Raw genomic sequence first — 20,480 nt, 5'->3', positions numbered from 1 at the left:
GTGTCAGGGGCGCAGGCGCGCGTCTGCGCGCAGCCGGTCGGTCTGGTCGCCGATGTCGGCGATCCGCTCGGCGAGCCCGGGGTGCCCGTCGCGCAGTCCGGGACCGGCCTGCGCCAGGGGCGCGAGCAGGTCCGTGACGTCCTCTCCGCCCAGTGCCCGCTGCACGGCGGCGTCGTGCGGGCCGACCTGGGCGGCCAGGCCCCGCAGCACGGCGGCGTTGTCCCGTGCCCACGCGGCGACGGCCTTGTCACCGGAGCGGCGGTCCCGTTCGGCCTGGACGCGTTCGTCGCCGGTGCCGGACTCGCCGGTGCGGCGCACGCGCAGGTAGCGCTTCTCGGCAGCCTGGCGGCTGGCGACGCCGAGGACGGGGGCGAGGTCGGCCCAGCTCGTGCCCAGCGCGCGGGCGGCCTCGATGAGCTGGGGCTCCCAGCCCGACAGTTCGTCGCGCAGCTGCCTGAGCAGCATCAACGCCGCGAGCACCTCGGTGGCGTCGCCGGGTGAGGCGGCCGCGGACCGCACGGAGTCGTAGTCGTTCGGCATGTCATCCTCCCGATGACGATGGGGACTTGTCATCGTTCCGACGACATGTTACAACGGTGGGGCAGCGCATTGACAGTCCTACGAGAAATGGCTGGAGGTGTCAGATGTTGATGCGCACTGACCCGTTCCGGGAGCTCGACCGGCTGACGCAGCAGGTGCTGGGGTCGGCGGGCACGTGGTCGCGGCCCACGGCGATGCCGATGGACGCCTACCGCGACGGGGACGAGTTCGTGGTGGCCTTCGACCTGCCCGGAGTGGCGCCGGACGCGATCGACCTCGACGTCGAGCGCAACGTGCTGACGGTGAAGGCGGAGCGCAGGCCGGTCGGCAAGGACGTCGAGATGCAGGTGTCGGAACGGCCGCTGGGTGTGTTCTCCCGGCAGCTGTTCCTCGGTGACTCCCTCGACACCGACAGGATCGACGCCCAGTACGACGCGGGCGTGCTGACGCTGCGGATCCCGATCGCGGAACGCGCGAAGCCCCGCAAGATCGCCATCTCCGGTGGCGAGGACGCTCCCCGGCAGATCGACGCCTGATTCACCCGGCGGGCGGCGGCCGTCCGGGTGACGCCCGGTAGGCTTCCGCCCGCCATGAGACCCCATCCCCAGTGGACGGCGTCGGACGTCTACGCGTCCAACACCGACCTCTACGCCGATCCCCGACTGGTGGAACGGGTGGACTACCGGCGCCGTTTCCGGCGGCACCGGCCCCGCACCCCGTCGGTCGTCCTCGCCCCGCACGGCGGTGGCATCGAGGTCGGCACCTCGGAGCTGTGCCTCGCGATCGCGGGCTACCACCCCTCCACGCGCGTGCCGATCGGCCAGACCCACGACTACTGGATGTTCGAGGGCCTGCGCACGGCCTCGAACGACGAGCTGCACGTGACGTCGTCCAACTGCGACGACCGAGTGGCGCGGCAGCTGGTGTCGGGCGCGTCGCACGCGCTGGGCCTGCACGGCTGCACGGCCGCGGCGGCGGGCCTGGAGGACCACGACCGGGCGGTGCTCGTCGGCGGCCGCGACGCGCTGTTACGCCTGGAGCTGCTCACACGGCTGCGGCGGGCCGGTTTCCACACGATCGACGCCGTCGACCACCCGATCCTGGGCGGCTACGACCGGGCGAACATCGCGAACCGCACCCGGTCACGTCAGGGCGGGCAACTGGAGCTCACCACTCCCCTGCGCTCGGCGATGTTCGCCGAGAACTCCCGCTCGGACCGCCGGCACACGACGACCGAGGTGTTCTGGGACTTCGTGCACGCCTGCCGCGCGGCGCTGGCGGCCCGCGAGGCGCTCAACAACTAGACGCGCTGGGCGAGCAGCCGGCCGGGCCAGGTGCCGCCGTGCGCGGTGAACGTGTCCACCGAGAGGAAGCCCTGCTTCTCGTAGTAGGCGACGAGGCGGTGGTCGTCACCGTCGTAGCAGTCCACCCGCAGCAGGCCGATCCCGGCGGCGCGGGCCTCGTCGCGGGCGTGCGCGAGCAGCGCGGCCCCCACGCCGGTGCCGGCGTAGGGGCGGGCGGTGAGCAGCAGCAGGACGTAGTGCTCGGGCTCGTCGGCGGCCGGCACGTAGTCCGGTGGCGTGTCCGAGGTGACGATCACGCCCGCGACGTCACCACCGGCCTTCGCGAGCCAGACGGTGCTCGTGGTGGCGTAGTCGGTGAACCTCTCGACCGCGGCCGGGTTGCCGGAGAAGTGGTCGGTGCCCCACTGTCCGGTGCGGCCCTGCGAGGCGAGCCAGTCCTGGGCGTCGTCGAGCATCGCCATGATCGCCGGCACGTCGGCCGGCCCGCCTCGCGTGATGTCCATGCCTCTACAGGTACTTCTTCAGCTCCCGCTTCGCGAGCGACATGCGGTGGACCTCGTCGGGTCCGTCGGCCAGGCGCAGGGTGCGGGTGGCGGCCCACAGTTCGGCGAGCGGGAAGTCCTGGCTGACGCCGGCGCCGCCGTGGGCCTGGATGGCCTTGTCGAGGACCCATTCGGTCATCGACGGGACGCCGATCTTGATGGCCTGGATCTCGGTGTGGGCGCCCTTGTTGCCGACGGTGTCCATCAGCCACGCGGTCTTGAGCACGAGCAGCCGGGCCTGTTCGATGCGGACGCGGGACTCGGCGATCCACTCGTGCAGGACGCCCTGGGCGGCGATGGGCTTGCCGAAGGCGATGCGCGAGGAGGCGCGGCGGCACATCAGCTCGAGGGCGCGTTCGGCCATGCCGATCAGGCGCATGCAGTGGTGGATGCGGCCGGGACCGAGGCGGGCCTGGGCGATGGCGAAACCCTCGCCCTCGCCGGAGATCAGGTTCGACGCCGGCACGCGGACGTCCTCGAAGACGATCTCGGCGTGGCCGCCGTGGGCGTGGTCGCCGTAGCCGAAGACGTGCAGGGCGCGTTTCACGGTGACGCCGGGGGTGTCGCGCGGGACCAGGATCATGGCCTGCTGGCGGTGCCGTTCGGCGCCGGGGTCGGTCTTGCCCATCACGATGAAGATCGCGCAGTTGGGGTTCATCGCGCCCGAGGACCACCACTTGCGGCCGTTGATGACGTAGTCGTCGCCGTCGCGTTCGATGCGGGTGGCGATGTTGGTGGCGTCGGAGGAGGCGACCTCGGGTTCGGTCATGCAGAACGCGGAGCGGATCTCGCCGTCGAGCAGCGGCTGCAGCCACTGCTTCTTCTGCTCGTCGGTGCCGAACATGGACAGCACTTCCATGTTGCCGGTGTCCGGCGCGGCGCAGTTGAAGGCCTCGGGGGCGAGGTGGGGGCTGCGGCCGGTGATCTCGGCCAGCGGCGCGTACTGCAGGTTCGTCAGGCCGGCGCCGTGCTCGGGGTCCGGGTGGAAGAGGTTCCACAGGCCCTGGCGGCGGGCCTCTGTCTTGAGCTCTTCGAGGATCGGCTGGCGTTCCCACGGGTCGGCGGCGTCGCGCAGCTGCTGTTCGAGGACCGCTTCGGCCGGGTAGACGTGCTCGTCCATGAACGTGAGGAGCTGGGCGCGCAGTTGTTCGGTCTTGGCGTCGTAGGCGAAGTCCATTAGAGCTCCTTGTGGGCGGCGGCGAGTCCCTGCCGCACGAGGGGAACGGTGAACGCGCCGAGCTTTTCGAAGCCGGCGCCGACGGTCTTGCCGCTGGCGAAGCGGAAGTGGATGCCTTCGACGATGACGGCGAGCTTGAAGTAGCCGAAGGCGATGTACCAGCCCAGGCCGGAGGTGTCGGTGCCGGTGGCGGCGGTGTAGCGGGCGACGAGCTCGTCGGCGGTGAGGAAACCGGGCAGGGACGTGACGCCGCCGGTGATGGGGTCGTTGTCCGCGCCGAGACCGGCCCAGTAGACGTAGAGCAGGCCGAGGTCGGCCAGCGGGTCGCCCAGGGTGGCCATCTCCCAGTCCAGGACGGCGCTGATGGCGAGGGGTTCCTGGGTGACCAGGGCGTTGTCGAGGCGGTAGTCGCCGTGGATGATCGCGGCGCGCGGGGAGGCGGGAACGGTGTCGGCGAGCTTGTCGCGCAGTTCGTCGACACCGGGCAGGTCACGGCTGCGGGAGGCGTCGAGCTGCTTGCCCCACCGCTTGACCTGCCGGGCCATGAACCCCTCGGGTCGGCCGAAGTCCTGCAGGCCCACGGAGGCGGGGTCGACGGAGTGCAGTTCGGCGAGCACGTCGACGAGGCGTTCGGACAGGGCGCGCGCGTCGCCGGGAGTGATCCACGGGCACTGGGAGCGTTCACGCAGGGCGGCGCCGGGCATCTCCTCCATGAGGTAGAACGGCGCGCCGATCACGGAGGTGTCCTCGACCAGCAGTTTCGCCCCGGGCACCGGGACGTCGGTGTCGGCCAGCGCGGAGATGACGCGGAACTCGCGGGCCATGTCGTGCGCGGTGGCGAGGACGTGGCCCAGCGGCGGGCGGCGCAGCACCCAGGTCTGGGCGCCGTCGCTGACGCGGTAGGTGAGGTTGGAACGGCCGCCGCGGAACAGCTCACCGGTCAGAGGGCCCGTGCCCAGGTGTGTGGCCAGGGCCCGCAGGTCGAGGCCGGGAAGGTCGGTCACAGGTTCACTCCGAGGGTGGCGAGGTGGGCGCGGGTGGTCTCGGCACTCGTGTGGCGGAAGGCGTGCATGCCGACGGCTTGGGCGGCCTCGACGTTGACGGGCGCGTCGTCGAAGAACACCGAGCGCCCGGCGGGCACGCCGACTCGCTCGAGGGTGTGGTGGTAGATGCGCTCGTCGGGTTTGCGCAGCCCGATGCGCCCGCTGATGACGACGGTGTCGAACAGGTCCAGCAGCAGGTCCTTCGGGTAGCCCTCGCCCCAGCTGTTGGACAGCAGCGCGGTGTGCAGGCCGGCGGCGCGCGCCTTGCGGACGAGCTCGACCATCGCCGGGTCCGGGGTGGCGCCGCCGAACATGCGCTTGAGCAGCCCGGTCTCGTCGATGCCCGCGCCGCTGGTGGTGATCAGCTCGGCCGCGAGCAGCCGTTCGAACTCGGGCACCGTGAGCTCGCCGGTCTCCAGGCGGAACACGGGGTTGCCCGGCAGGGCGTCGCGGCCGAGCCAGTCGCGCATGATGCGGCCGTAGACGTCGCGGTCGATGGCCTCGGCGTGCAGCCAGGCGCCGACGAACTCGGGCACGGAGACCGTCAGGACGCCGCCCCAGTCGAAGATCAGCGCGTCGACCAGGGGCTGCTGCGGAAGCGTTGTGTCACCCACGACCAGGAGGGTACCGACCGGTCGGTATGTCGGCAACCGGTGACCGCCTCGTCAACCTTTCGATGTATGCCAGATGCGGTCTTTGGATGGTTCCCGGGCTCCGCGGACCTCGATACGTTCGAGTCCGAAGGGGGTCTGACAACTCATGGCACGGATAGCGACGGCGGCGCTGGCCGCCGCGATGACACTCGCCGTCATCACAGCACCGGGTGCGCTGGCTCAGGCCGGCGGACAGATCGTCAGGACCGACAAGGGTCTCGTGCGCGGCACGGTGACCGAGCAGGTGCGGACGTTCGGGAACATCCCGTTCGCGGCGGCGCCGGTGGGCGAGAACCGGTGGCGCGATCCGCAGCCGGTCGCGGCGTGGCACGGAGTGCGGGACGCGACGACGCCCGCGCCGATGTGCGCGCAGGGCGCGGGGCTCGGCCAGCCGCCCTCACTGACCGAGGACTGCCTGTACGTGAACGTCACCACTCCGGCGGGCGGCGCGCGCACGGCGCGGCCGGTGATGGTGTGGATCCACGGCGGTTCGTTCACCTCCGGCGGTGCGTCGATGTACGACGCCACGTGGCTCGCGGCCAAGAACGACGCCGTGGTCGTGACGGTGAACTACCGGCTCGGGGTGTTCGGGTTCTTCGGCCACCCCGGACTCGCCGGGTCGGGCACGTTCGGGCTCGCCGATCAGCAGGCGGCGTTGCGGTGGGTGCAACGCAACGCCCGCGCGTTCGGCGGCGACGCACGCAACGTGACGGTGTTCGGCGAGTCGGCCGGGGCGTTGAGCATCTGCGCCCAGCTCGCCTCACCTCGGGCGGCGGAGTTGTTCGCGAAGGCGATCCTCCAGTCCGGGCCGTGCGGGGTCGACGCGCCCGTGCCCGGTGAGCCGGGCAGGTTCGAGCACCTGTGGCAGCCGCGCGCCGAGGTGGAGAAGGCCGGCGTCGGCACGGTGGGCTGCGCGGACCTGGCGTGTCTGCGAGCACAGCCCGTCGAGACGCTGCTGACCGTGCACGACCGGTTCTCCTCCCCCGCCTACGACACGGCGGTGCTGCCGATCGATCCGATCGTCGCGCAGCGCACGGGCCGGATGCACCGGGTGCCGACACTGGTGGGGACGACGCACGACGAGATGACGTTGTTCGTGCCGGACGCCTTCCCGCAACCGGTGCCCGAGGTGGCGTACGGGGCGACGTTGGCCGCGTTGTTCGGCCAGAGGGCGGGCGAGGTGGCGGCACGGTACCCGGTCAACGGCAACGGCGACGCCCGCGACGAGATCGCCCGGCTGCTGACCGACAAGTCCTGGTCCTGCACGGCCTCGGTGACGCGTCGGGAACTCAGTCGGCACGCGCGGGTGTCGGGGTACGAGTTCGCGGACCGCGACGTGCCGATGTTCCTGCCCGGCATGCCGCCGTTCCCCGGCGGATATGGGGCGTTCCACGCCTCGGAGCTGCCGTTGCTGTTCGACTTCGGCGTGCCGTTGACGGCAGGGCAGCGGGAGCTGTCGGACTACATGGTCGCGGCGTGGGGCCGGTTCGCCCGCACCGGGGACCCGGGATGGCGGGCCGGGGTGCAGTCGCTGGCCGCGGGCGCGGTCGGTCCGGCTGATTTCACGAAGGATCACAAGTGCGAGTTCTGGGGGTCGTGGTGAGGAAACTGATGCCGGCGGTCGTGGCCGCCGTGATGACGTGCGCGGTGATGGTGAGTCCCGCGGCCGCAGCCGGTGGCGAGGTGGTGCGCACGGACAAGGGGGCCGTGCGCGGCACGGTGACCGAGCAGGTGCGGACGTTCGGGAACATCCCGTTCGCGGCGGCGCCGGTCGGTGAGAACCGGTGGCGCGATCCGCAGCCGGTCGCGGCGTGGCAGGGGGTGCGGGACGCGACGGTGCCCGCGCCGTACTGCGCGCAGAACTCGCAGCTGGGGCAGCCGTCGTCTCAGGTCGAGGACTGCCTGTACTTGAACGTCACCACTCCGGCCGGGAACGCACGCAAGACGCGGCCGGTGATGGTGTGGATCCACGGCGGCGGGTTCACGGCCGGGGCGGCGTCGATGTACGACGCGACGTGGCTCGCGGCCAAGAACGACGCCGTCGTGGTGACGGTGAACTACCGGCTCGGGGTGTTCGGGTTCTTCGGCCACCCCGGCCTGGCGGGGTCCGGCGCGTTCGGGCTCGCGGACCAGCAGGCGGCGTTGCGGTGGGTGCAACGCAACGCCCGCGCGTTCGGCGGCGACGCGCGCAACGTGACCGTGTTCGGCGAGTCCGCCGGTGGGCTGAGCGTGTGCGCCCAGCTCGCCTCACCTCGGGCGGCGGGGTTGTTCGCCAAGGCGATCATCCAGTCCGGGCCGTGCGGGTTGTCTCTTCCGGCGGCCGGCGGGCAGGGCGAGTTCACGACCGTGTGGCGCTCGCGCGCCGACACGGAGAAGGCGGGCGCCGGGACGCTGGGCTGTGCCGACGTGGCGTGCCTGCGGGCCAAGCCGGTGTCCGAGTTGCTGACGGTGCACGAACTGTTCGCGTCGCCGTCGTTCGGCACCGCGGTCCTGCCGATCGACCCCGTCGTGGCGCAACGCACGGGCCGCACGCACCGGGTCCCGACGCTGGTGGGCTCGACGCACGACGAGATGACGTTGTTCGCACCGTTGTTCTGGCCTCAGCCGGTCCCCGAGACCTCCTACGGGGAACAACTGACCGGACTGTTCGGTGCGAACGCGGACAAGGTCGGAGCCCGGTACCCGGTCAACGGCAACGGTGACGCCCGCGACGAGATCGCGCGGCTGCTCACGGACAGGTCGTGGGCCTGCACCTCGCAGACGACACGCTCGGAACTGGGCCGGCACAGCCGAGTCTCGGGATTCGAGTTCTCCGACCCGCACGTGCCGATGATCTTCCCGGACTTCCCGCCGTTCCCTGGCGGCTACAAGGCCTACCACGGCTCTGAACTGCTGATGCTGTTCGACATGGGCCAGACGCTCACCCCGGCCCAGCGCGAGGTCTCGGACTACATGATCGCGGCGTGGGGCCGGTTCGCCCGCACCGGGGACCCCGGATGGCGAGCCGACGTGCAGTCACTCGCGCCCGGCTCGATCGGCCCGGCCGATTTCGCCCGAGATCACCAGTGCGGGTTCTGGTCGTCCATCCTGTAGCGCATGCCCGGCTACCGCGACCTCGCCCGCGATCGCGAGTTCCGCGCCTTGGTAGTGGCGCACGTGGTGTCGGTGGCCGGAGACCAGTTCGCCAGGGTGGCGCTGACGGTGCACGTCTACGACCGCACCGCCAGCGCCACCCTCACCGCGCTCACCTACGCGCTGACGTTCCTGCCGGACCTCATCGGCGGGCCCCTGCTCTCCGGGCTCGCCGACCGGTTCGCCCGCAAAGAGGTCATGGTCGCCGCAGACCTCGTGCGCGCGGCACTGCTGCTGTTCATGGCGGTGCCGGGACTGCCGCTGTGGCTGCTCGCGGCACTGGTGGTGCTCGTGCAACTCGCGGGCGCACCGCACGGGGCGGCACGGGCGGCACTGCTGCCGCACATCCTGCCCGACGAGCGTTATCCGATGGGTCAAGCGGTGATCGGCACCCTGACCCAGGCCGCGCAGGTCGCCGGGTTCGTCTGCGGCGGCGCCCTGGTCGCCTGGCTCGGAGCGGGCCCGGTCCTCGTGGCGGACGCGGTGACGTTCGGGGTCTCGGCGTTCCTCCTCGGCGTCTACCTGCTCGACCGGCCCGCACCGGCACGAGCGCACGTGCGCGCGTGGCCGACCGACCTCGCCGGCGGCACACGGCTGGTGTGGGGCGACCGGCGACTGCGAGCACTGGTCGCACTCGCCTGCGTGTCGGGCTTCTACATCGTCGGCGAGGCCCTCGCGGTGCCGTACGCCGCGGGACTGGGGGCCGGGCCGGCCGGGGTGGGGCTGCTCTTCGGCGCCTACGCGGCAGGGGCGGCCGCGGGCATGCTGGTGGTCGCGCACCTCGACGAACGACTGCAGCTACGAGTGATGCCGTGGCTGGCCATCGCCGCGTGCGCGGTACTCGTCCCGGCCGCGCTGCGGCCGGGACTGGTCGTCAGTGCCGGGATGTTCGCGCTGTCCGGAGCGGCCAGCGCCTACCACCTGGTCGCGAACACGCGGTTCGTGCGCGCCGTCCCCGACGAGTCACGAGGACAGGCGTTCGGCCTGGCCGTCACCGCGCTGCGCGTGTCCCAGGGAATCGGGGTGGCGCTGGCAGGGCTGGCGGCCGAGACGATCGCCGTGCACCGGGTGGTCGCCGCCGCCGGAGCACTCGGGGTGCTCGCGGCAGGCGGTGCGGCATACCTGTGGCGGCTCAGCGACGCCAGTCGGTCGGACGGTTCCAGTCAGTCGGGCGGTTCCAGTCGGTCGGACGAACGGGACGGCCGGCGGCGGAGACGCGGTTGATCATGACTGCTCCTATGGGTGTTCGTTGTGCGGGTACTGCAAAGGTTTTTGGCGTGCGAACTGTGAGGACTACTCACGGTGAGGTCCCCCACATGGAGCCACGACTTTGCGTGACCCGGTAGCTACAGTGGTTGGTTCCTGGACGGTGGTGTGGGGGTGGCAGCGTGCCTTGGCTCGACCCGCGCCGGTGGAAGTTATGGTCGCTTCCTCCTGTGGTGCTGGCCTATGTCGCGACGGTGGTTGTTTCGGCGACCCTCGTCACGCTCGCCACCGCATGGCGTACCCCTGCCGAGGCCTTGAACTGGACGTGGTTCCTGCTGCTCGCCGGTGGTGCGGTTCTGCACCTCGAAGCGGCACGCGGAATCGAACGAATCCGCGAAATCGGCGCCGAGGGGTCACCACACGCCCACATGCAGTCGGTGTGGCTGTTCGCGGGCGTGCTCGTACTACCGATGCCACTGCTCGTGGCGCTGATCGTCATCAGCTACACGCACTCGTGGTTCCGGGTCTACAAGCGGCGGGCGGTCCTGTTCCGCAAGGTGTTCTCCGCGGCCACTGTCGTCCTGGGCAGCGCCGCGGCGCAACTCGTTCTGGCGTGGTTCCCGGACCGTGCTGTTGACGTTGACGGCCCGCTTGGCCTGTTGGCATTGGTTACGGCCGGATTCCTGTATTGGTTCATCAACTATGCGCTGGTCGTCACCGCGATCTTCGTGACGAACCGCCAGAACCCCGTCCGCACCGCCCTGGGCAACGCCTCCGACGTGCTGATCGTGCTCGCCTCGGTCGGCCTCGGCTCCGGCGTCGCGATCATCCTCAACTGGCGGCCATGGCTCACGCCGATGCTGCTGCTCACGGTCCTGGCCCTGCACATGGGCCTGCTGCTCCCGCAGTTCCGCGTCGCCGCCCGCACCGACTCCAAGACCGGCCTGGTCGACGCCACGTTCTGGCACGACGTCGCCGAACGCGAACTGCAGCGCGCCCGCCGCCTGACCTCCACCGTCGGCGTGCTGATCCTCGACCTCGACCACTTCAAGCTCATCAACGACACCTACGGCCACCTCGCCGGCGACCGGGTGCTGCGCGCCGTGGCCGACGCGCTCAAACACTCCGTGCGCTCCTACGACCTCGTGGGCCGCTTCGGCGGCGAGGAGTTCGCCGTGCTGCTGCCCGGCGTCAGCACCGACGAGGTCCGCGCCACCGCCGAACGCATCCGCTTCGAGATCGCGAGCCTGCACATCGTCGTGCTCGACCGCCTCGGCGAGAGCCAGGTCGTCGCCGGCCTCACCGCCTCCGTGGGCGCGGCCGTGTGCCCCGACACCGCGACCGAGCTCAGCCCGCTGCTGCTGGCCGCCGACGAAGCCCTCTACCAGGCCAAGAGCAACGGCCGCGACCGCGTGGCCACCGCCCAGGTCTTCTGACCGCCCCCGCGCACTGGCAGGTCCGGCGGCCCTCCAACGGATCTGGTCGTCTAGCAGGCCAGGTCCTCTAGCAGGCCAGGTCGTCTAGCGGGCCAGAAACGCCTCGACCTGCGCCGACACCCGCTGCGGATCCTCCACCCACGGGTAGTGCCCCACACCCTCGTGCACGTACACCGTCGCGTCCGGGAACAACCCCGCCAGCTCCACGCACCGCCGCACCGGCGAGATCGGGTCCACCGAACACGCGTACACCAGCACCGGATGGCCGAAGTCCGCCAGCGCCCGCCGCAGCACCCCCGGCACGAACGCGCCCTCGGCGTTGTAGCCCAGCGCCACCGGGTACTTCCACTGCCCCAGCTCCGCCTCGGCGTGCGCCCGCGCCCGCTCGTCCCACCGCGCGTACAGCAACGGCGACGCCGCCACCCGGTTCTCCACCGAATCGTCCCCCGCCGCGGTGCGGGCCAGCGCCGCCGTCGCCGCCTCGAACCACGGCTCACCCGCACGAGAAGCCAGGAACTCGTCCCAGTCGCTCTGCTCCGGCGACAACCCGACACTGCGCAACGCCGGCGTCAGCAACACCAGCTTCCCGACGTGCGCGGGGAAGTCCGCGGCATACCCCATCGCGATCCCCGCACCGGCGGAGTGCCCGAGCACGTCCACCACGTCCAGCCCCAGATGCCGGCGCAACGCCTCCACGTCCCGCACCAGCATGTCCCGCCGGTACGTGAACGGATCCACCGGCTCAGCCGACGCGCCCGTCCCCCGGTTGTCCAGCACCACCAGCCGCCGCGACGAGTCCAGCCCGCCCAGCGTCTCCAGGTACTCCGAAGCCCGGCCGGGACCACCCGCCAGCACCAGCAGCGGATCACCCTCGCCCAGTTCCCGGTAAGCGAGTTCGGTGCCGTCGAACGAGGTGAAGCGTGCCATGCTGCACATCATGCCGAAGATCGCCACGGCCGACCTCGTCGACCGGCCGCAGCTGCTCGAGTTCCTCTCCACCCGCCACCACGGCGTCCTCATCACCCACCGCGCCGGCGACGCCGGACTCCAGGTCTCCCCCGTCGCCTGCGGCGTCGACACCCAAGGCCGCATCGTCATCGCGACCTACCCCCAGCGCGCCAAGGTCCGCAACGCCCGCCGCGACCCCCACGTCACCCTGTGCGTGCTCTCCGACGACTGGAACGACGCCTACGTCCAGATCAACGGCACCGCCGAAGTCCTCGACCTGCCCGAAGCCCTCGACGACTTCGTCGAGTACTACCGCTGCATCGCGGGCGAACACCCCGACTGGGACGAGTACCGCGCCGCCATGCTCCGCCAGGGCAAGTCCCTCATCCGCGTCACCATCGACACCTGGGGTCCCATCGCCACCGGCGGCTTCCCGCCCGAACTAGAGGCGTGAGCACCACCGTGCCCCAGCACTAGCCAGACCACACCCCACCCCAGCCCGCCGGCTTCTCCAGCAACACGCACGAACCGCCGTGCGGGCCCTCGATCGACGCCACCAACCCCGTCGGCACGGTCGTGGGCTCCACCAGCACACGACCGTCCCAGGCGGACACCCGCGCACACGCCGACGCCACGTCGTCCACCGCGAAGTACACCTGCCAGCCCCGCGCACGCGACGTCGTCAAACGCCCCGCCACCGCACGAGGATCCCCGTGCCGCGAGGACGTGAACACCACGAAGTCCTCACCCTCCGGCCGGCACTCCCACCCGAGCTCCGAAGACCAATACCCGTCCTCGGGCGACTCCGTCATCAACTCCACCCAGCACGGCTCACCCACGCGCGGCGCCGGAGCCCACGGACCGTGCAACACCCGGCCACCGTCCACAGAGGAATTCGCCCTCAGCTCCCGCGCCTCGGCACCACCGAAGAACACCCGCCAACCCTGTTCCCCCGCAACGACATGCGCCGCCAGCCGATCACCCACGAAACCCGAGAACGACCCACCCGGCTCCGCGATCACCGTCCACCCGAGCACACCGGCGAAAAAATCCACCGACACCTCAGGCTCGGCAACACTCAACTCGAGACGACGAAGACCACAAGACGACACAGGCATCCCATCGGGCGGGCGGGGATCAGGAGCGCGCCCCATCCTCTGCTCCGACCACCTGAGACGACAATGCGCCATTCGGCGGCATGCGCTCCGCACTCACCACATCACGCAACGGCACCGGCCGGCCCAGGTGGAAACCCTGCCCCACCCGCACCCCCAGCTTGCGCAAAGCGTCCACCTGGGACGGACGCTCCACCCACTCCGCCACCGACGACAACCCCAGCCCGTTCGCGATCTGCACGATCCCCGACACCAGCACCGCGTCCGCGGCATTGGTCTCGATGCCCTTCACGAACTCACCGTCGATCTTGATACCCGTGATCGGCAGGTGCTTCAGATGCACGAACGACCCGAACCCCGACCCGAAGTCGTCCAGCGTGATCCGGCACCCGAACCCACGCAACTGCGTCGCCAGCGTCACCGCCGCGTCCAGGTTCGTCACCGCCGCCGTCTCCGTGATCTCCAACCCCAGACGCCCCGGCGCCACACCGGCCGACCCGAGCTTGTCCAGCACGAAATCCCCGAAATCCGGGTCCTCCAACGTCCGGCCCGACACGTTCACGTTGAACCGCAACCGCGGATCCGGCTGCGCCACCAACGCGTCGATCGCCGTCGTCAACACCCACCGGTCCACGTCCAGGATCAGGTTCGACCGCTCCGCCACCGGCAAGAAGTCCGCCGGCCCCAGATACGGCTCCTGCCCGTCCTCCAGCCGCAACAACAACTCGTGCCCCAGCACCGTGCCGGTGTGCAGATCCACCATCGGCATCCCGTACAACGCCAGACCGCCACCCGCCAGCGCCGCCCGCAACCGGTCCAGCACACTGACCCGCTTCACCGTGTCCGCGTAATGGTTCGGCTCGTACACCGTCACCCGGTCCCGGCCCGCCGCCTTCGACGCGTACAACGCCAGATCCGCGTTCGCCAGCACCAACTCCCACGAGTCACCCGGACCGAACTCCGCCAGCCCCGTGCTCACCGTGATCCGCGCCGGAGTACCGATACCCGCCAGCGGAAAACCCGCCACCGCGTCCCGCAACCCGTCCGCCACCTCGGACGCGTCCTTCGGCGACGCCCCCGGCAACACCACCGCGAACTCATCACCACCCAGACGAGCGATCAACCTGTCACCCAAACGGGACTGCAACGCACTCGCCAGCATCCGCATCACCCGGTCACCCACAGCATGACCACGCAGATCGTTGACGTCCTTGAAGTTGTCCAGATCCAGCACCAGCAACGCACCAGACCCGTTGTTCGCCAACTCCTGCTCCAGCGCACGCGTCAGCGCCCGGCGGTTCGGCAACCCCGTCAACGGATCCTGCTCGGCCATCCTCACGAGCTCGTCGTGCACCCGCGACGACTGCGTCACGTCGTGCGCCGTACCCAAAGCCCTCAACGGCGTGCCGTCGTCCCCCACGACGACCTCACCGAAACACTCGAACACCCGCTCCTTGCCGTCCGGCCGCAACATCCGATGCGTGTACGTGAACACCGAACCCGTCTTGAGCGCCGCGTCGAGCGTCTCCTCGATCATCGGCAGGTCGTCCGGGTGCACCAGCTGCGAGTACATCTCGAAGTCGAACGCCGTCCCCGCCGCGAAACCGAACATCTCCAGCAACGTGTCCGACCACGTCACCCGGTCCTCGCGGATCGACCACTCCCACGTCCCCATGCGACCCAGCGCCTGAGCCCGCCGCAACGCGTCCGCCTCCTGCGTCACCGTCAACTCACGATCACGCCACGCCGACACGTCCACGACCTCGTACATCAGATCGTCACCCAGACGAGAACACCGCACCTCGAGCCACTTCGGACCCGGCACCAGCACTTCCCGCACCGGAGCAGGCACCTCGGGCACCCCCGGCAGCAACGCCGGCAACGACCGCCCGTACGCCTGCTCGACCGGAACCCCCAGCACAACACCCAACGCGCGGTTGCACCACAACAGGTTCCCGCGCGAATCCGTCACGGCATAGCCGACACCCGCTCGGTCCAGCACCGTGCGGCAGTAGGAGGTCACGCGCGTCATGATCGTCCGATCACCGGACGTAAGCAACCCGCTACGCCGGTCAGTTCGCTGTTGTGCGAACGGCTATCGCAGCCGCTCCAAACCCTTCGCCGACTCCACCAGCTCCGCCGCCAGCTTCCTCAGCTCCTCGTTCTCCGCCCCGTCCTGCGCCGCCGTCACCACGTCCTCCGCGGCACACCGCAGCTGGAACAACCTGTCCTGCAGGTCCGCCAGCTCCGCGGTGCTGAGCACCACCGCGTCCTCCGGCAGACCACCCCGCTGCAACGCCGCCCTGCGCTCGTACGCGCGCTGACGACACGGCTGCGCGCAGTACCGCCGCGGCCGGCCGATCCGCCCGCTCCCGGGCAACCGCCTCCCGCACCACGCACAGTGCCTGGGCTCATCCGCCTCCATGGAGCGCTCCATGGCGCGCGACGGTAGCGAATGGTGGCGGGTGGTCTCCAGCGACGCGCCAGAAAGCCCGACCTTCGTAGGGAACCGGACAGTACCCGGCGGTCCGTTCGTGGCGCTTTTGGGTGGGGTTTGATCAACTTCCGTCGTTTCCCGCCCGCTCCTGTGCGGTTGGGGTCCGAGGGTGGGATGGAACTGATGGCCGAGAGGCCTGATTTCAGACAACACTGAAGCAATAGAGAAAAAGAAGAAAGTGTGTCGCCACCCACTGTCCACCCCGGAGCCACCACCGGAAGGCAGACTCACGTCACGTGACCCACCCCTACCTCGCAGGCCCGCGCCCCCGAGCCTTCGCCCACCGCGGCTGGCACGTCGACGACCTCACCGGCATGGAGAACTCCCTGAGCTCCTTCCGCCGGGCCGTGCAGGAGGGGTACCGCTACATCGAGACCGACGTCCACGCCACCACCGACGGCCACGTCGTCGTCCACCACGACCACACCCTCGACCGCACCACCGACGCCCACGGCATCGTCTCCGAACTCCCCTGGACCGACGTCAAACGCGCCAACGTCGGCGGCCGCGAACCCATCGCCCGCCTCGCCGACGTCCTCGAAGAACTCCCCGACACGTTCTTCAACATCGACGTCAAGTCCGAGAGCGCCGTCGAACCCATCATCACCCTGCTGCGCAAAGCCAAGTCACTGCACCGCGTCTGCCTCGCCAGCTTCTCCGACAACCGCCTCGCCCGCCTCCGCCGGCTCGCCGGACCCGGACTCCTCACCTCCATGGGCCCCCGCTCCGCCGGCGCCCTCTGGGCCGCCGGCCGCGTCCCCCTCGCCGGACTCGCCGTCCGCGGCCAGGTCGCCCAGGTCCCCGTCAGCCAGGGACGCCTGCACATCGTCGACCGCCGCTTCGTCCGAGCCGCCCACCGCAGGTCCCTCGAAGTGCACGTCTGGACCATCGACGACGCAGCCGACATGCGGGCACTTCTCGACCTCGGCGTCGACGGCCTCGTCACCGACCGGCCCGACGTCCTGCGCGAAGTTCTCCAGTCGCGCAACAGCTGGTAACAGGTTGGGCAGTCGATCATCGGCCGTGTCGGCGGACAAGTACAGTCCGCCGACATGAAGAGCACGGGCGATCACACCGCCGACGCCGACACCGCCAGGCGTCGCAAGAAAGAACAACGCGGCTGGGTCTGGTACGACGTGGCGAACTCCGTGTTCCCCACGTCGGTGATCACCGTCTTCCTCTCGCTCTACCTCACGAGCATCGCGACCAACGCCGCCAAGGCCGACACCGCGCTCAACGGGGCCACCCCCTGCGCGAACGACAACGCCTTCGCCAACTGCGACGTCACGATCCTCGGACTGCAGTTCCCCTCCGGCTCGCTGTGGGGCTACCTGCTCTCCATCGCGACCGTCGTGCAGGTCCTCGTGCTCCCCGTCATGGGCGCCATCGCCGACCGCACCCAGAACAAGAAGAAGATGCTCGGCTTCTTCGCCTTCACCGGCTCCGCGGCCACCATCGCGCTCGCCGCCGTCGAAGGCACCAACTGGAAGCTCGGCGTCGTCTTCTTCATCATCGCCAACATCTGCTACGGCTCCAGCGTCGTCGTCTACTACGCCTTCCTGCCCGAGATCGCGACCCCCGACGAACGCGACGCCGTCTCCAGCCGCGGCTGGGCCTTCGGCTACCTCGGCGGCGGCGTCGCCCTCGCCGTCCAGCTCGGCATCACGCTCTCCGCCGACTCACTCGGCATCACCTCCGGCGACGCCGCGCGCATCGCGTTCGTCATCTCCGGCATCTGGTGGGCCGCCTTCACGATCATCCCGCTGCGCGCCCTCACCGAGCACCAGCGACCGCACGGCGGCGAGCAGGGCGCGTCCGTGATCTCCGCAGGCTTCAAGGAACTCGGCACGACCCTCAGGCAGGCCAAGGCCTTCCCGCTCACACTCGCGTTCCTCGGCACCTACCTGATCTACACCGACGGCATCGCCACCGTCGCCAACGTCAGCGCCCAGTACGGCAGCGTCGAACTCAAGTTCACCCAGCAGACGCTGATCACCGTGATCCTCATCGTCCAGTTCGTCGCCTTCATCGGCGGCGTCCTGCACGGCTACGTCGCCAAGCGCATCGGCGCCAAGAAGACGATCCTCGGCTCCCTGATCGTGTGGATCGTCGTCATCACCGCGGCGTTCTTCGTCAAGGCCGGCGACGAGACCTCGTTCTACCTCGTCGCCGCCGGCATCGGCATCGTGCTGGGCGGCACCAACGCCCTGTCCCGCAGCCTCTTCAGCCAGATGGTGCCGCCTGGGCGCGAAGCCCAGTACTTCTCGCTCTACGAGGTCGGCGAGCGCTCCACCAGCTGGCTCGGCCCGCTGGTCTTCGCCGGCGTCGGCCAGGCCACCGGCAGCCTGCGGCCCGCCATCCTCGCCCTGATCGTCTTCTTCGTGGCGGGCTTCATCCTGCTGATCTTCGTGCCGGTCCGGCGCGCCATCAAGGCCGTCGGCAACACCGAACCCGCACTCGTCTAAGTGACCTGAGGCGCCGCTTTCGAGCGGCGCCTCACCGGTGCCACCACCGCCGCCACGAGCAACGCCGCCACCGCGCCGGCCGGCACCAGCAAGGTGCCCGAAGGCACCACCAGGTACAGCAACGACACCAGCTGCAGCAGCGCGAACAACGACAACGCCCGCCCCAGCACGAAGTCACCTCGCACGAACGCCACCACCCGCACCACCACCGTGATCACCCCGACCGCCAGCAGCCCGGTCCCCGCGGACAGCCCGCCGATCACCCCGACCAGCACCGCTCCCCCGCCCCACCACACCAGCCTGCGCGCCGGCGGAATCGGCGCCTCCCGGTGAAAACCGAGGCACAGGCACACGAACGTCACCAGCGACGGCAACTGGACCACGACCCACCACACCAGGTAGCTCGGATCCTCCAGCGAACTTACCGCGATCACCACGAGGAACAACGGCGCAGCCGCCGCAACCTTCGCGAGCGTCCGCCGCCCGCTCAACAGCGCCGCGAACGCCACGATCGGCGCCAGCTCCAGAAACCGCCACCACGGCTCGTGCGACCGACCGAACCCGGCCGCGATGCTGACGACCGCCGCCATCGCGTAGAAGAGCCCGAGCAACAGCCCGAGCATCCCCAGCGCCCGCACGACCTCGCCGCGCCACACCACCTTCGCCGGCACACCCGTGAACGCCGCCCCGGCCGCCAGGTGCGTGCGCACCGCGAGCCCGAGCACCGCCCACGTCTCCCCCCACCCCGGCCAACTGTGCTCGAGGTCGAGGTCGTCGTCCCGCTCGGCCAGGAAGATCCCGACCATCTCCTCCTCGCGGTCCCGCCGATACCACCGGGGCAACACCCTCAGCAGCATGCGGTACCGCCGCTCCAGATTCCTCACACCCGACCCGCCCACGCCTGCAGCCCCCTCCCCCTCAGCACCGCACTGGCCGCCCGCACGTTGGCGCTCAGCCGCGCGACCTCCGCCTGCAACGCCCGCACACCGGAGTCGGTGAGCTTGTAGTAGCGCCGCAGCCGCCCCTGGTGCACCTCTTCACGGTCGCGCTCGGCGAGCCCGTCCGCCACCAGCCGGTCCAGCACGCCGTAGAGCGTGCCGACCCTCAACACCATCCGGCCCTCTGACAACTGCTCCACCGCCTGCACGATCGCGTAGCCGTGCAACGGTTCTTCGGCGAGTGCGGTGAGCACTAGGAACGCCTGTTCGGACATGACCCGACCACTCATGTCGTTGAATATATCGCGGGGCGAGCTATATCGGGAAGCGAACAACTGTCGGCGGGTGGATTCGGTCAACACTGAAGTTATCGAGTGATTCGAGGGACGGCGGCGGGCGCGTTCGCGCAGTCGAGGTGCCCCGAACCGACGGCCAGATCAGCCCTCGCCGGGATCAGCCTGGCGGCGGGCTCACGCGAGACGAGACGTCTCGTCTCGCGCCTAGGCAGTCTCTCCCCCGCCAACGCCGCACCACCTCTCCCGGGGGCGCGCCTCAGTCAACACTGAAACTATCGAGTGACCCGATACCAGAAGAGGTTTGAAGTGCCCCCAAAGCGGCTATGTCGCAGGAAAATGGCTGGTCGCAATCGAAACACCCGGCGCCGGAGGGAGACAGACCGTGGGGATTCCTCATGATCGGGATCCAGGCACTAGGGTGACCCGCCGTGGACGCCCTTCCCGATCCGACAGACGCCCTCTCCGCTGTACCTGTCGCTGGTTCCCGGCGCACGACGCCGGTGGTCGGGCACCTCAAGTTCTTCTTCGGTCCCATGGACTGCGGCAAGTCGACGCTGGCGTTGCAGATCGACCACAACAACTCCCGCCAGGGCCGGCGCGGGCTGCTGCTGGTGCGCCACGACCGGTCGGGGCGGCCGCAGATCTCGAGTCGCATCGGCATCACGCGCGAAGCCGCGGAGATCCGCGACGACGATCTCCGCCGGTTGGTGCGGGCGGAGTGGGCCGTGGGCCGGCGCGTGGACTACCTGATCGTGGACGAGGCGCAGTTCCTCACCCCCGGACAGGTCGAGCAGCTGGCGGAGCTCGCGGACGACGTCCAGGTCGACGTCTACTGCTTCGGGCTCGCCACCGACTTCCGGGGCGAGATGTTCCCCGGATCGCAGAGGTTGTTCGAACTCGCGGACGAGCTGAAGGCGATCCAGGTCGAAGTTCTCTGCTGGTGCGGGGTGCCGGGACGGTTCAACGCACGGGTGCGGGCCGGCCAGGTGATCCGGGCCGGGGACACCGTTCTCGTCGCCGACACGGCGACGGACACGGAACAGCACCGATCGGGTACAGAGAGCAACGGTGTGGGCGACGCCACGGAAACTACTGTCCGCTACCAAGTGCTCTGCAGGCGTCACTTTAGGTTGGGCGACCTAGGCCCTGACGTCGCACAAAGTGGTCAGCTTCGGTTGGCCTAGGCGA

21 protein-coding genes are annotated in these 20,480 nt (G+C 70.0%); 10 read left to right on the top strand and 11 right to left on the bottom strand.

Going from position 1 to position 20,480, the window contains the following annotated elements; all coding sequences use genetic code 11:
- Positions 1–3: 3 nt before the first annotated feature.
- Positions 4–540 carry an HSP18 transcriptional regulator gene (locus PV646_RS18755; RefSeq protein ID WP_500343448.1) on the bottom strand — a complete coding sequence of 179 codons (537 nt, stop codon included), beginning with the start codon at positions 538–540 and terminating at the stop codon, positions 4–6.
- A 104-nt stretch (positions 541–644) separates the two neighbouring features.
- Between PV646_RS18755 and PV646_RS18750 the strand changes: the two genes are divergently transcribed.
- Complete coding sequence (locus PV646_RS18750) at positions 645–1,076, top strand: Hsp20/alpha crystallin family protein (RefSeq protein WP_500343447.1); 432 nt, start codon at positions 645–647, stop codon at positions 1,074–1,076.
- Positions 1,077–1,130: 54 nt separating this feature from the next.
- On the top strand, positions 1,131–1,844 hold the full coding sequence (locus PV646_RS18745; RefSeq protein WP_500343446.1) for a poly-gamma-glutamate hydrolase family protein: 714 nt from the start codon (positions 1,131–1,133) through the stop codon (positions 1,842–1,844).
- Here the strand turns inward: PV646_RS18745 and PV646_RS18740 are convergent.
- Genes PV646_RS18740 through PV646_RS18725 form a run of 4 tightly spaced genes read right to left on the bottom strand, consistent with a single transcriptional unit; the run spans position 1,841 to position 5,220 of the window.
- Complete coding sequence (locus PV646_RS18740; protein ID WP_500343445.1) at positions 1,841–2,347, bottom strand: GNAT family N-acetyltransferase; 507 nt, start codon at positions 2,345–2,347, stop codon at positions 1,841–1,843. The genes PV646_RS18745 and PV646_RS18740 overlap by 4 nt on opposite strands.
- A 4-nt stretch (positions 2,348–2,351) precedes the next feature.
- On the bottom strand, positions 2,352–3,563 hold the full coding sequence (locus PV646_RS18735) for an acyl-CoA dehydrogenase family protein (RefSeq protein ID WP_500343444.1): 1,212 nt from the start codon (positions 3,561–3,563) through the stop codon (positions 2,352–2,354).
- Positions 3,563–4,567, bottom strand: a complete 1,005-nt coding sequence (locus tag PV646_RS18730; RefSeq protein ID WP_500343443.1) for a phosphotransferase family protein — start codon at positions 4,565–4,567, stop codon at positions 3,563–3,565. The genes PV646_RS18735 and PV646_RS18730 overlap by 1 nt, the downstream gene beginning before the upstream one ends.
- Positions 4,564–5,220 (bottom strand): HAD family hydrolase, encoded by a 657-nt coding sequence (locus tag PV646_RS18725; RefSeq protein ID WP_500343442.1) that lies wholly within the window; start codon positions 5,218–5,220, stop codon positions 4,564–4,566. Before PV646_RS18725 ends, PV646_RS18730 begins: the two co-directional genes overlap by 4 nt.
- Positions 5,221–5,365: 145 nt before the next feature.
- Here PV646_RS18725 and PV646_RS18720 point away from each other — a divergent pair, with 145 nt between their 5' ends.
- The 4 genes from PV646_RS18720 to PV646_RS18705 all read left to right on the top strand — a co-directional run bounded on the left by PV646_RS18720 (position 5,366) and on the right by PV646_RS18705 (position 11,033).
- On the top strand, positions 5,366–6,862 hold the full coding sequence (locus PV646_RS18720) for a carboxylesterase/lipase family protein (protein ID WP_500343441.1): 1,497 nt from the start codon (positions 5,366–5,368) through the stop codon (positions 6,860–6,862).
- Positions 6,838–8,352: a carboxylesterase/lipase family protein gene (locus tag PV646_RS18715; RefSeq protein WP_500343440.1), complete on the top strand. Its 1,515-nt coding sequence runs from the start codon at positions 6,838–6,840 to the stop codon at positions 8,350–8,352. Before PV646_RS18720 ends, PV646_RS18715 begins: the two co-directional genes overlap by 25 nt.
- 3 nt (positions 8,353–8,355) lie before the next feature.
- A complete protein-coding gene (locus tag PV646_RS18710; protein ID WP_500343439.1) occupies positions 8,356–9,615 on the top strand; it encodes an MFS transporter in 1,260 nt (419 codons plus the stop codon).
- Between the two features lie 164 nt (positions 9,616–9,779).
- Positions 9,780–11,033 carry a GGDEF domain-containing protein gene (locus PV646_RS18705; RefSeq protein WP_500343438.1) on the top strand — a complete coding sequence of 418 codons (1,254 nt, stop codon included), beginning with the start codon at positions 9,780–9,782 and terminating at the stop codon, positions 11,031–11,033.
- Between the two features lie 84 nt (positions 11,034–11,117).
- Here the strand turns inward: PV646_RS18705 and PV646_RS18700 are convergent, their stop codons facing one another.
- A complete protein-coding gene (locus PV646_RS18700) occupies positions 11,118–11,960 on the bottom strand; it encodes an alpha/beta fold hydrolase (RefSeq protein ID WP_500343437.1) in 843 nt (280 codons plus the stop codon).
- Between the two features lie 7 nt (positions 11,961–11,967).
- Between PV646_RS18700 and PV646_RS18695 the strand changes: the two genes are divergently transcribed.
- Complete coding sequence (locus PV646_RS18695) at positions 11,968–12,435, top strand: PPOX class F420-dependent oxidoreductase (RefSeq protein WP_500345032.1); 468 nt, start codon at positions 11,968–11,970, stop codon at positions 12,433–12,435.
- A 19-nt stretch (positions 12,436–12,454) separates the two neighbouring features.
- Here the strand turns inward: PV646_RS18695 and PV646_RS18690 are convergent, their stop codons facing one another.
- The 3 genes from PV646_RS18690 to PV646_RS18680 all read right to left on the bottom strand — a co-directional run bounded on the left by PV646_RS18690 (position 12,455) and on the right by PV646_RS18680 (position 15,533).
- A complete protein-coding gene (locus PV646_RS18690) occupies positions 12,455–13,099 on the bottom strand; it encodes a VOC family protein (RefSeq protein ID WP_500343436.1) in 645 nt (214 codons plus the stop codon).
- Positions 13,100–13,118: 19 nt separating this feature from the next.
- Positions 13,119–15,119, bottom strand: a complete 2,001-nt coding sequence (locus PV646_RS18685) for a putative bifunctional diguanylate cyclase/phosphodiesterase (protein WP_500343435.1) — start codon at positions 15,117–15,119, stop codon at positions 13,119–13,121.
- A gap of 72 nt (positions 15,120–15,191) precedes the next feature.
- Positions 15,192–15,533, bottom strand: coding sequence for a hypothetical protein (locus PV646_RS18680; protein WP_030475304.1), 342 nt, complete (start codon positions 15,531–15,533; stop codon positions 15,192–15,194).
- 296 nt (positions 15,534–15,829) lie between these two features.
- On the opposite strand from PV646_RS18680, the gene PV646_RS18675 reads away from it, so the two are divergent.
- On the top strand, positions 15,830–16,591 hold the full coding sequence (locus PV646_RS18675) for a glycerophosphodiester phosphodiesterase family protein (RefSeq protein WP_500343434.1): 762 nt from the start codon (positions 15,830–15,832) through the stop codon (positions 16,589–16,591).
- A gap of 54 nt (positions 16,592–16,645) precedes the next feature.
- Entirely contained in the window at positions 16,646–18,058 is a 1,413-nt protein-coding gene (locus PV646_RS18670) for an MFS transporter (protein WP_500343433.1), read from the top strand.
- On the opposite strand, the gene PV646_RS18665 is transcribed toward PV646_RS18670, so the two are convergent.
- Positions 18,055–18,942, bottom strand: a complete 888-nt coding sequence (locus tag PV646_RS18665; protein WP_500343432.1) for a hypothetical protein — start codon at positions 18,940–18,942, stop codon at positions 18,055–18,057. The two genes, PV646_RS18670 and PV646_RS18665, sit on opposite strands and share 4 nt — an antisense overlap.
- On the bottom strand, positions 18,939–19,286 hold the full coding sequence (locus PV646_RS18660) for a PadR family transcriptional regulator (protein WP_500343431.1): 348 nt from the start codon (positions 19,284–19,286) through the stop codon (positions 18,939–18,941). Before PV646_RS18660 ends, PV646_RS18665 begins: the two co-directional genes overlap by 4 nt.
- A gap of 434 nt (positions 19,287–19,720) precedes the next feature.
- On the opposite strand from PV646_RS18660, the gene PV646_RS18655 reads away from it, so the two are divergent.
- Positions 19,721–20,476, top strand: coding sequence for a thymidine kinase (locus PV646_RS18655; RefSeq protein WP_500343430.1), 756 nt, complete (start codon positions 19,721–19,723; stop codon positions 20,474–20,476).
- Positions 20,477–20,480: the final 4 nt, after the last annotated feature.

Source organism: Streptomyces sp. ID05-26A (assembly GCF_033794685.1).
Classification (GTDB): Bacteria; Actinomycetota; Actinomycetes; order Mycobacteriales; family Pseudonocardiaceae; genus Lentzea.
Note: the sequence above shows the minus strand (reverse complement) of the source record. Positions and strands in the feature narration are given on the sequence as shown.

Coding starts and splice junctions, on each gene's coding strand:
- PV646_RS18680 (WP_030475304.1), bottom strand. CDS start 15,533: ATGGAGCGCTCCATGGAGGCGGATGAGCCCAGGCACTGTGCGTGGTGC.
- PV646_RS18710 (WP_500343439.1), top strand. CDS start 8,356: ATGCCCGGCTACCGCGACCTCGCCCGCGATCGCGAGTTCCGCGCCTTG.
- PV646_RS18750 (WP_500343447.1), top strand. CDS start 645: ATGTTGATGCGCACTGACCCGTTCCGGGAGCTCGACCGGCTGACGCAG.
- PV646_RS18745 (WP_500343446.1), top strand. CDS start 1,131: ATGAGACCCCATCCCCAGTGGACGGCGTCGGACGTCTACGCGTCCAAC.
- PV646_RS18690 (WP_500343436.1), bottom strand. CDS start 13,099: ATGCCTGTGTCGTCTTGTGGTCTTCGTCGTCTCGAGTTGAGTGTTGCC.
- PV646_RS18735 (WP_500343444.1), bottom strand. CDS start 3,563: ATGGACTTCGCCTACGACGCCAAGACCGAACAACTGCGCGCCCAGCTC.
- PV646_RS18700 (WP_500343437.1), bottom strand. CDS start 11,960: ATGGCACGCTTCACCTCGTTCGACGGCACCGAACTCGCTTACCGGGAA.
- PV646_RS18660 (WP_500343431.1), bottom strand. CDS start 19,286: ATGAGTGGTCGGGTCATGTCCGAACAGGCGTTCCTAGTGCTCACCGCA.
- PV646_RS18670 (WP_500343433.1), top strand. CDS start 16,646: ATGAAGAGCACGGGCGATCACACCGCCGACGCCGACACCGCCAGGCGT.
- PV646_RS18740 (WP_500343445.1), bottom strand. CDS start 2,347: ATGGACATCACGCGAGGCGGGCCGGCCGACGTGCCGGCGATCATGGCG.
- PV646_RS18755 (WP_500343448.1), bottom strand. CDS start 540: ATGCCGAACGACTACGACTCCGTGCGGTCCGCGGCCGCCTCACCCGGC.
- PV646_RS18720 (WP_500343441.1), top strand. CDS start 5,366: ATGGCACGGATAGCGACGGCGGCGCTGGCCGCCGCGATGACACTCGCC.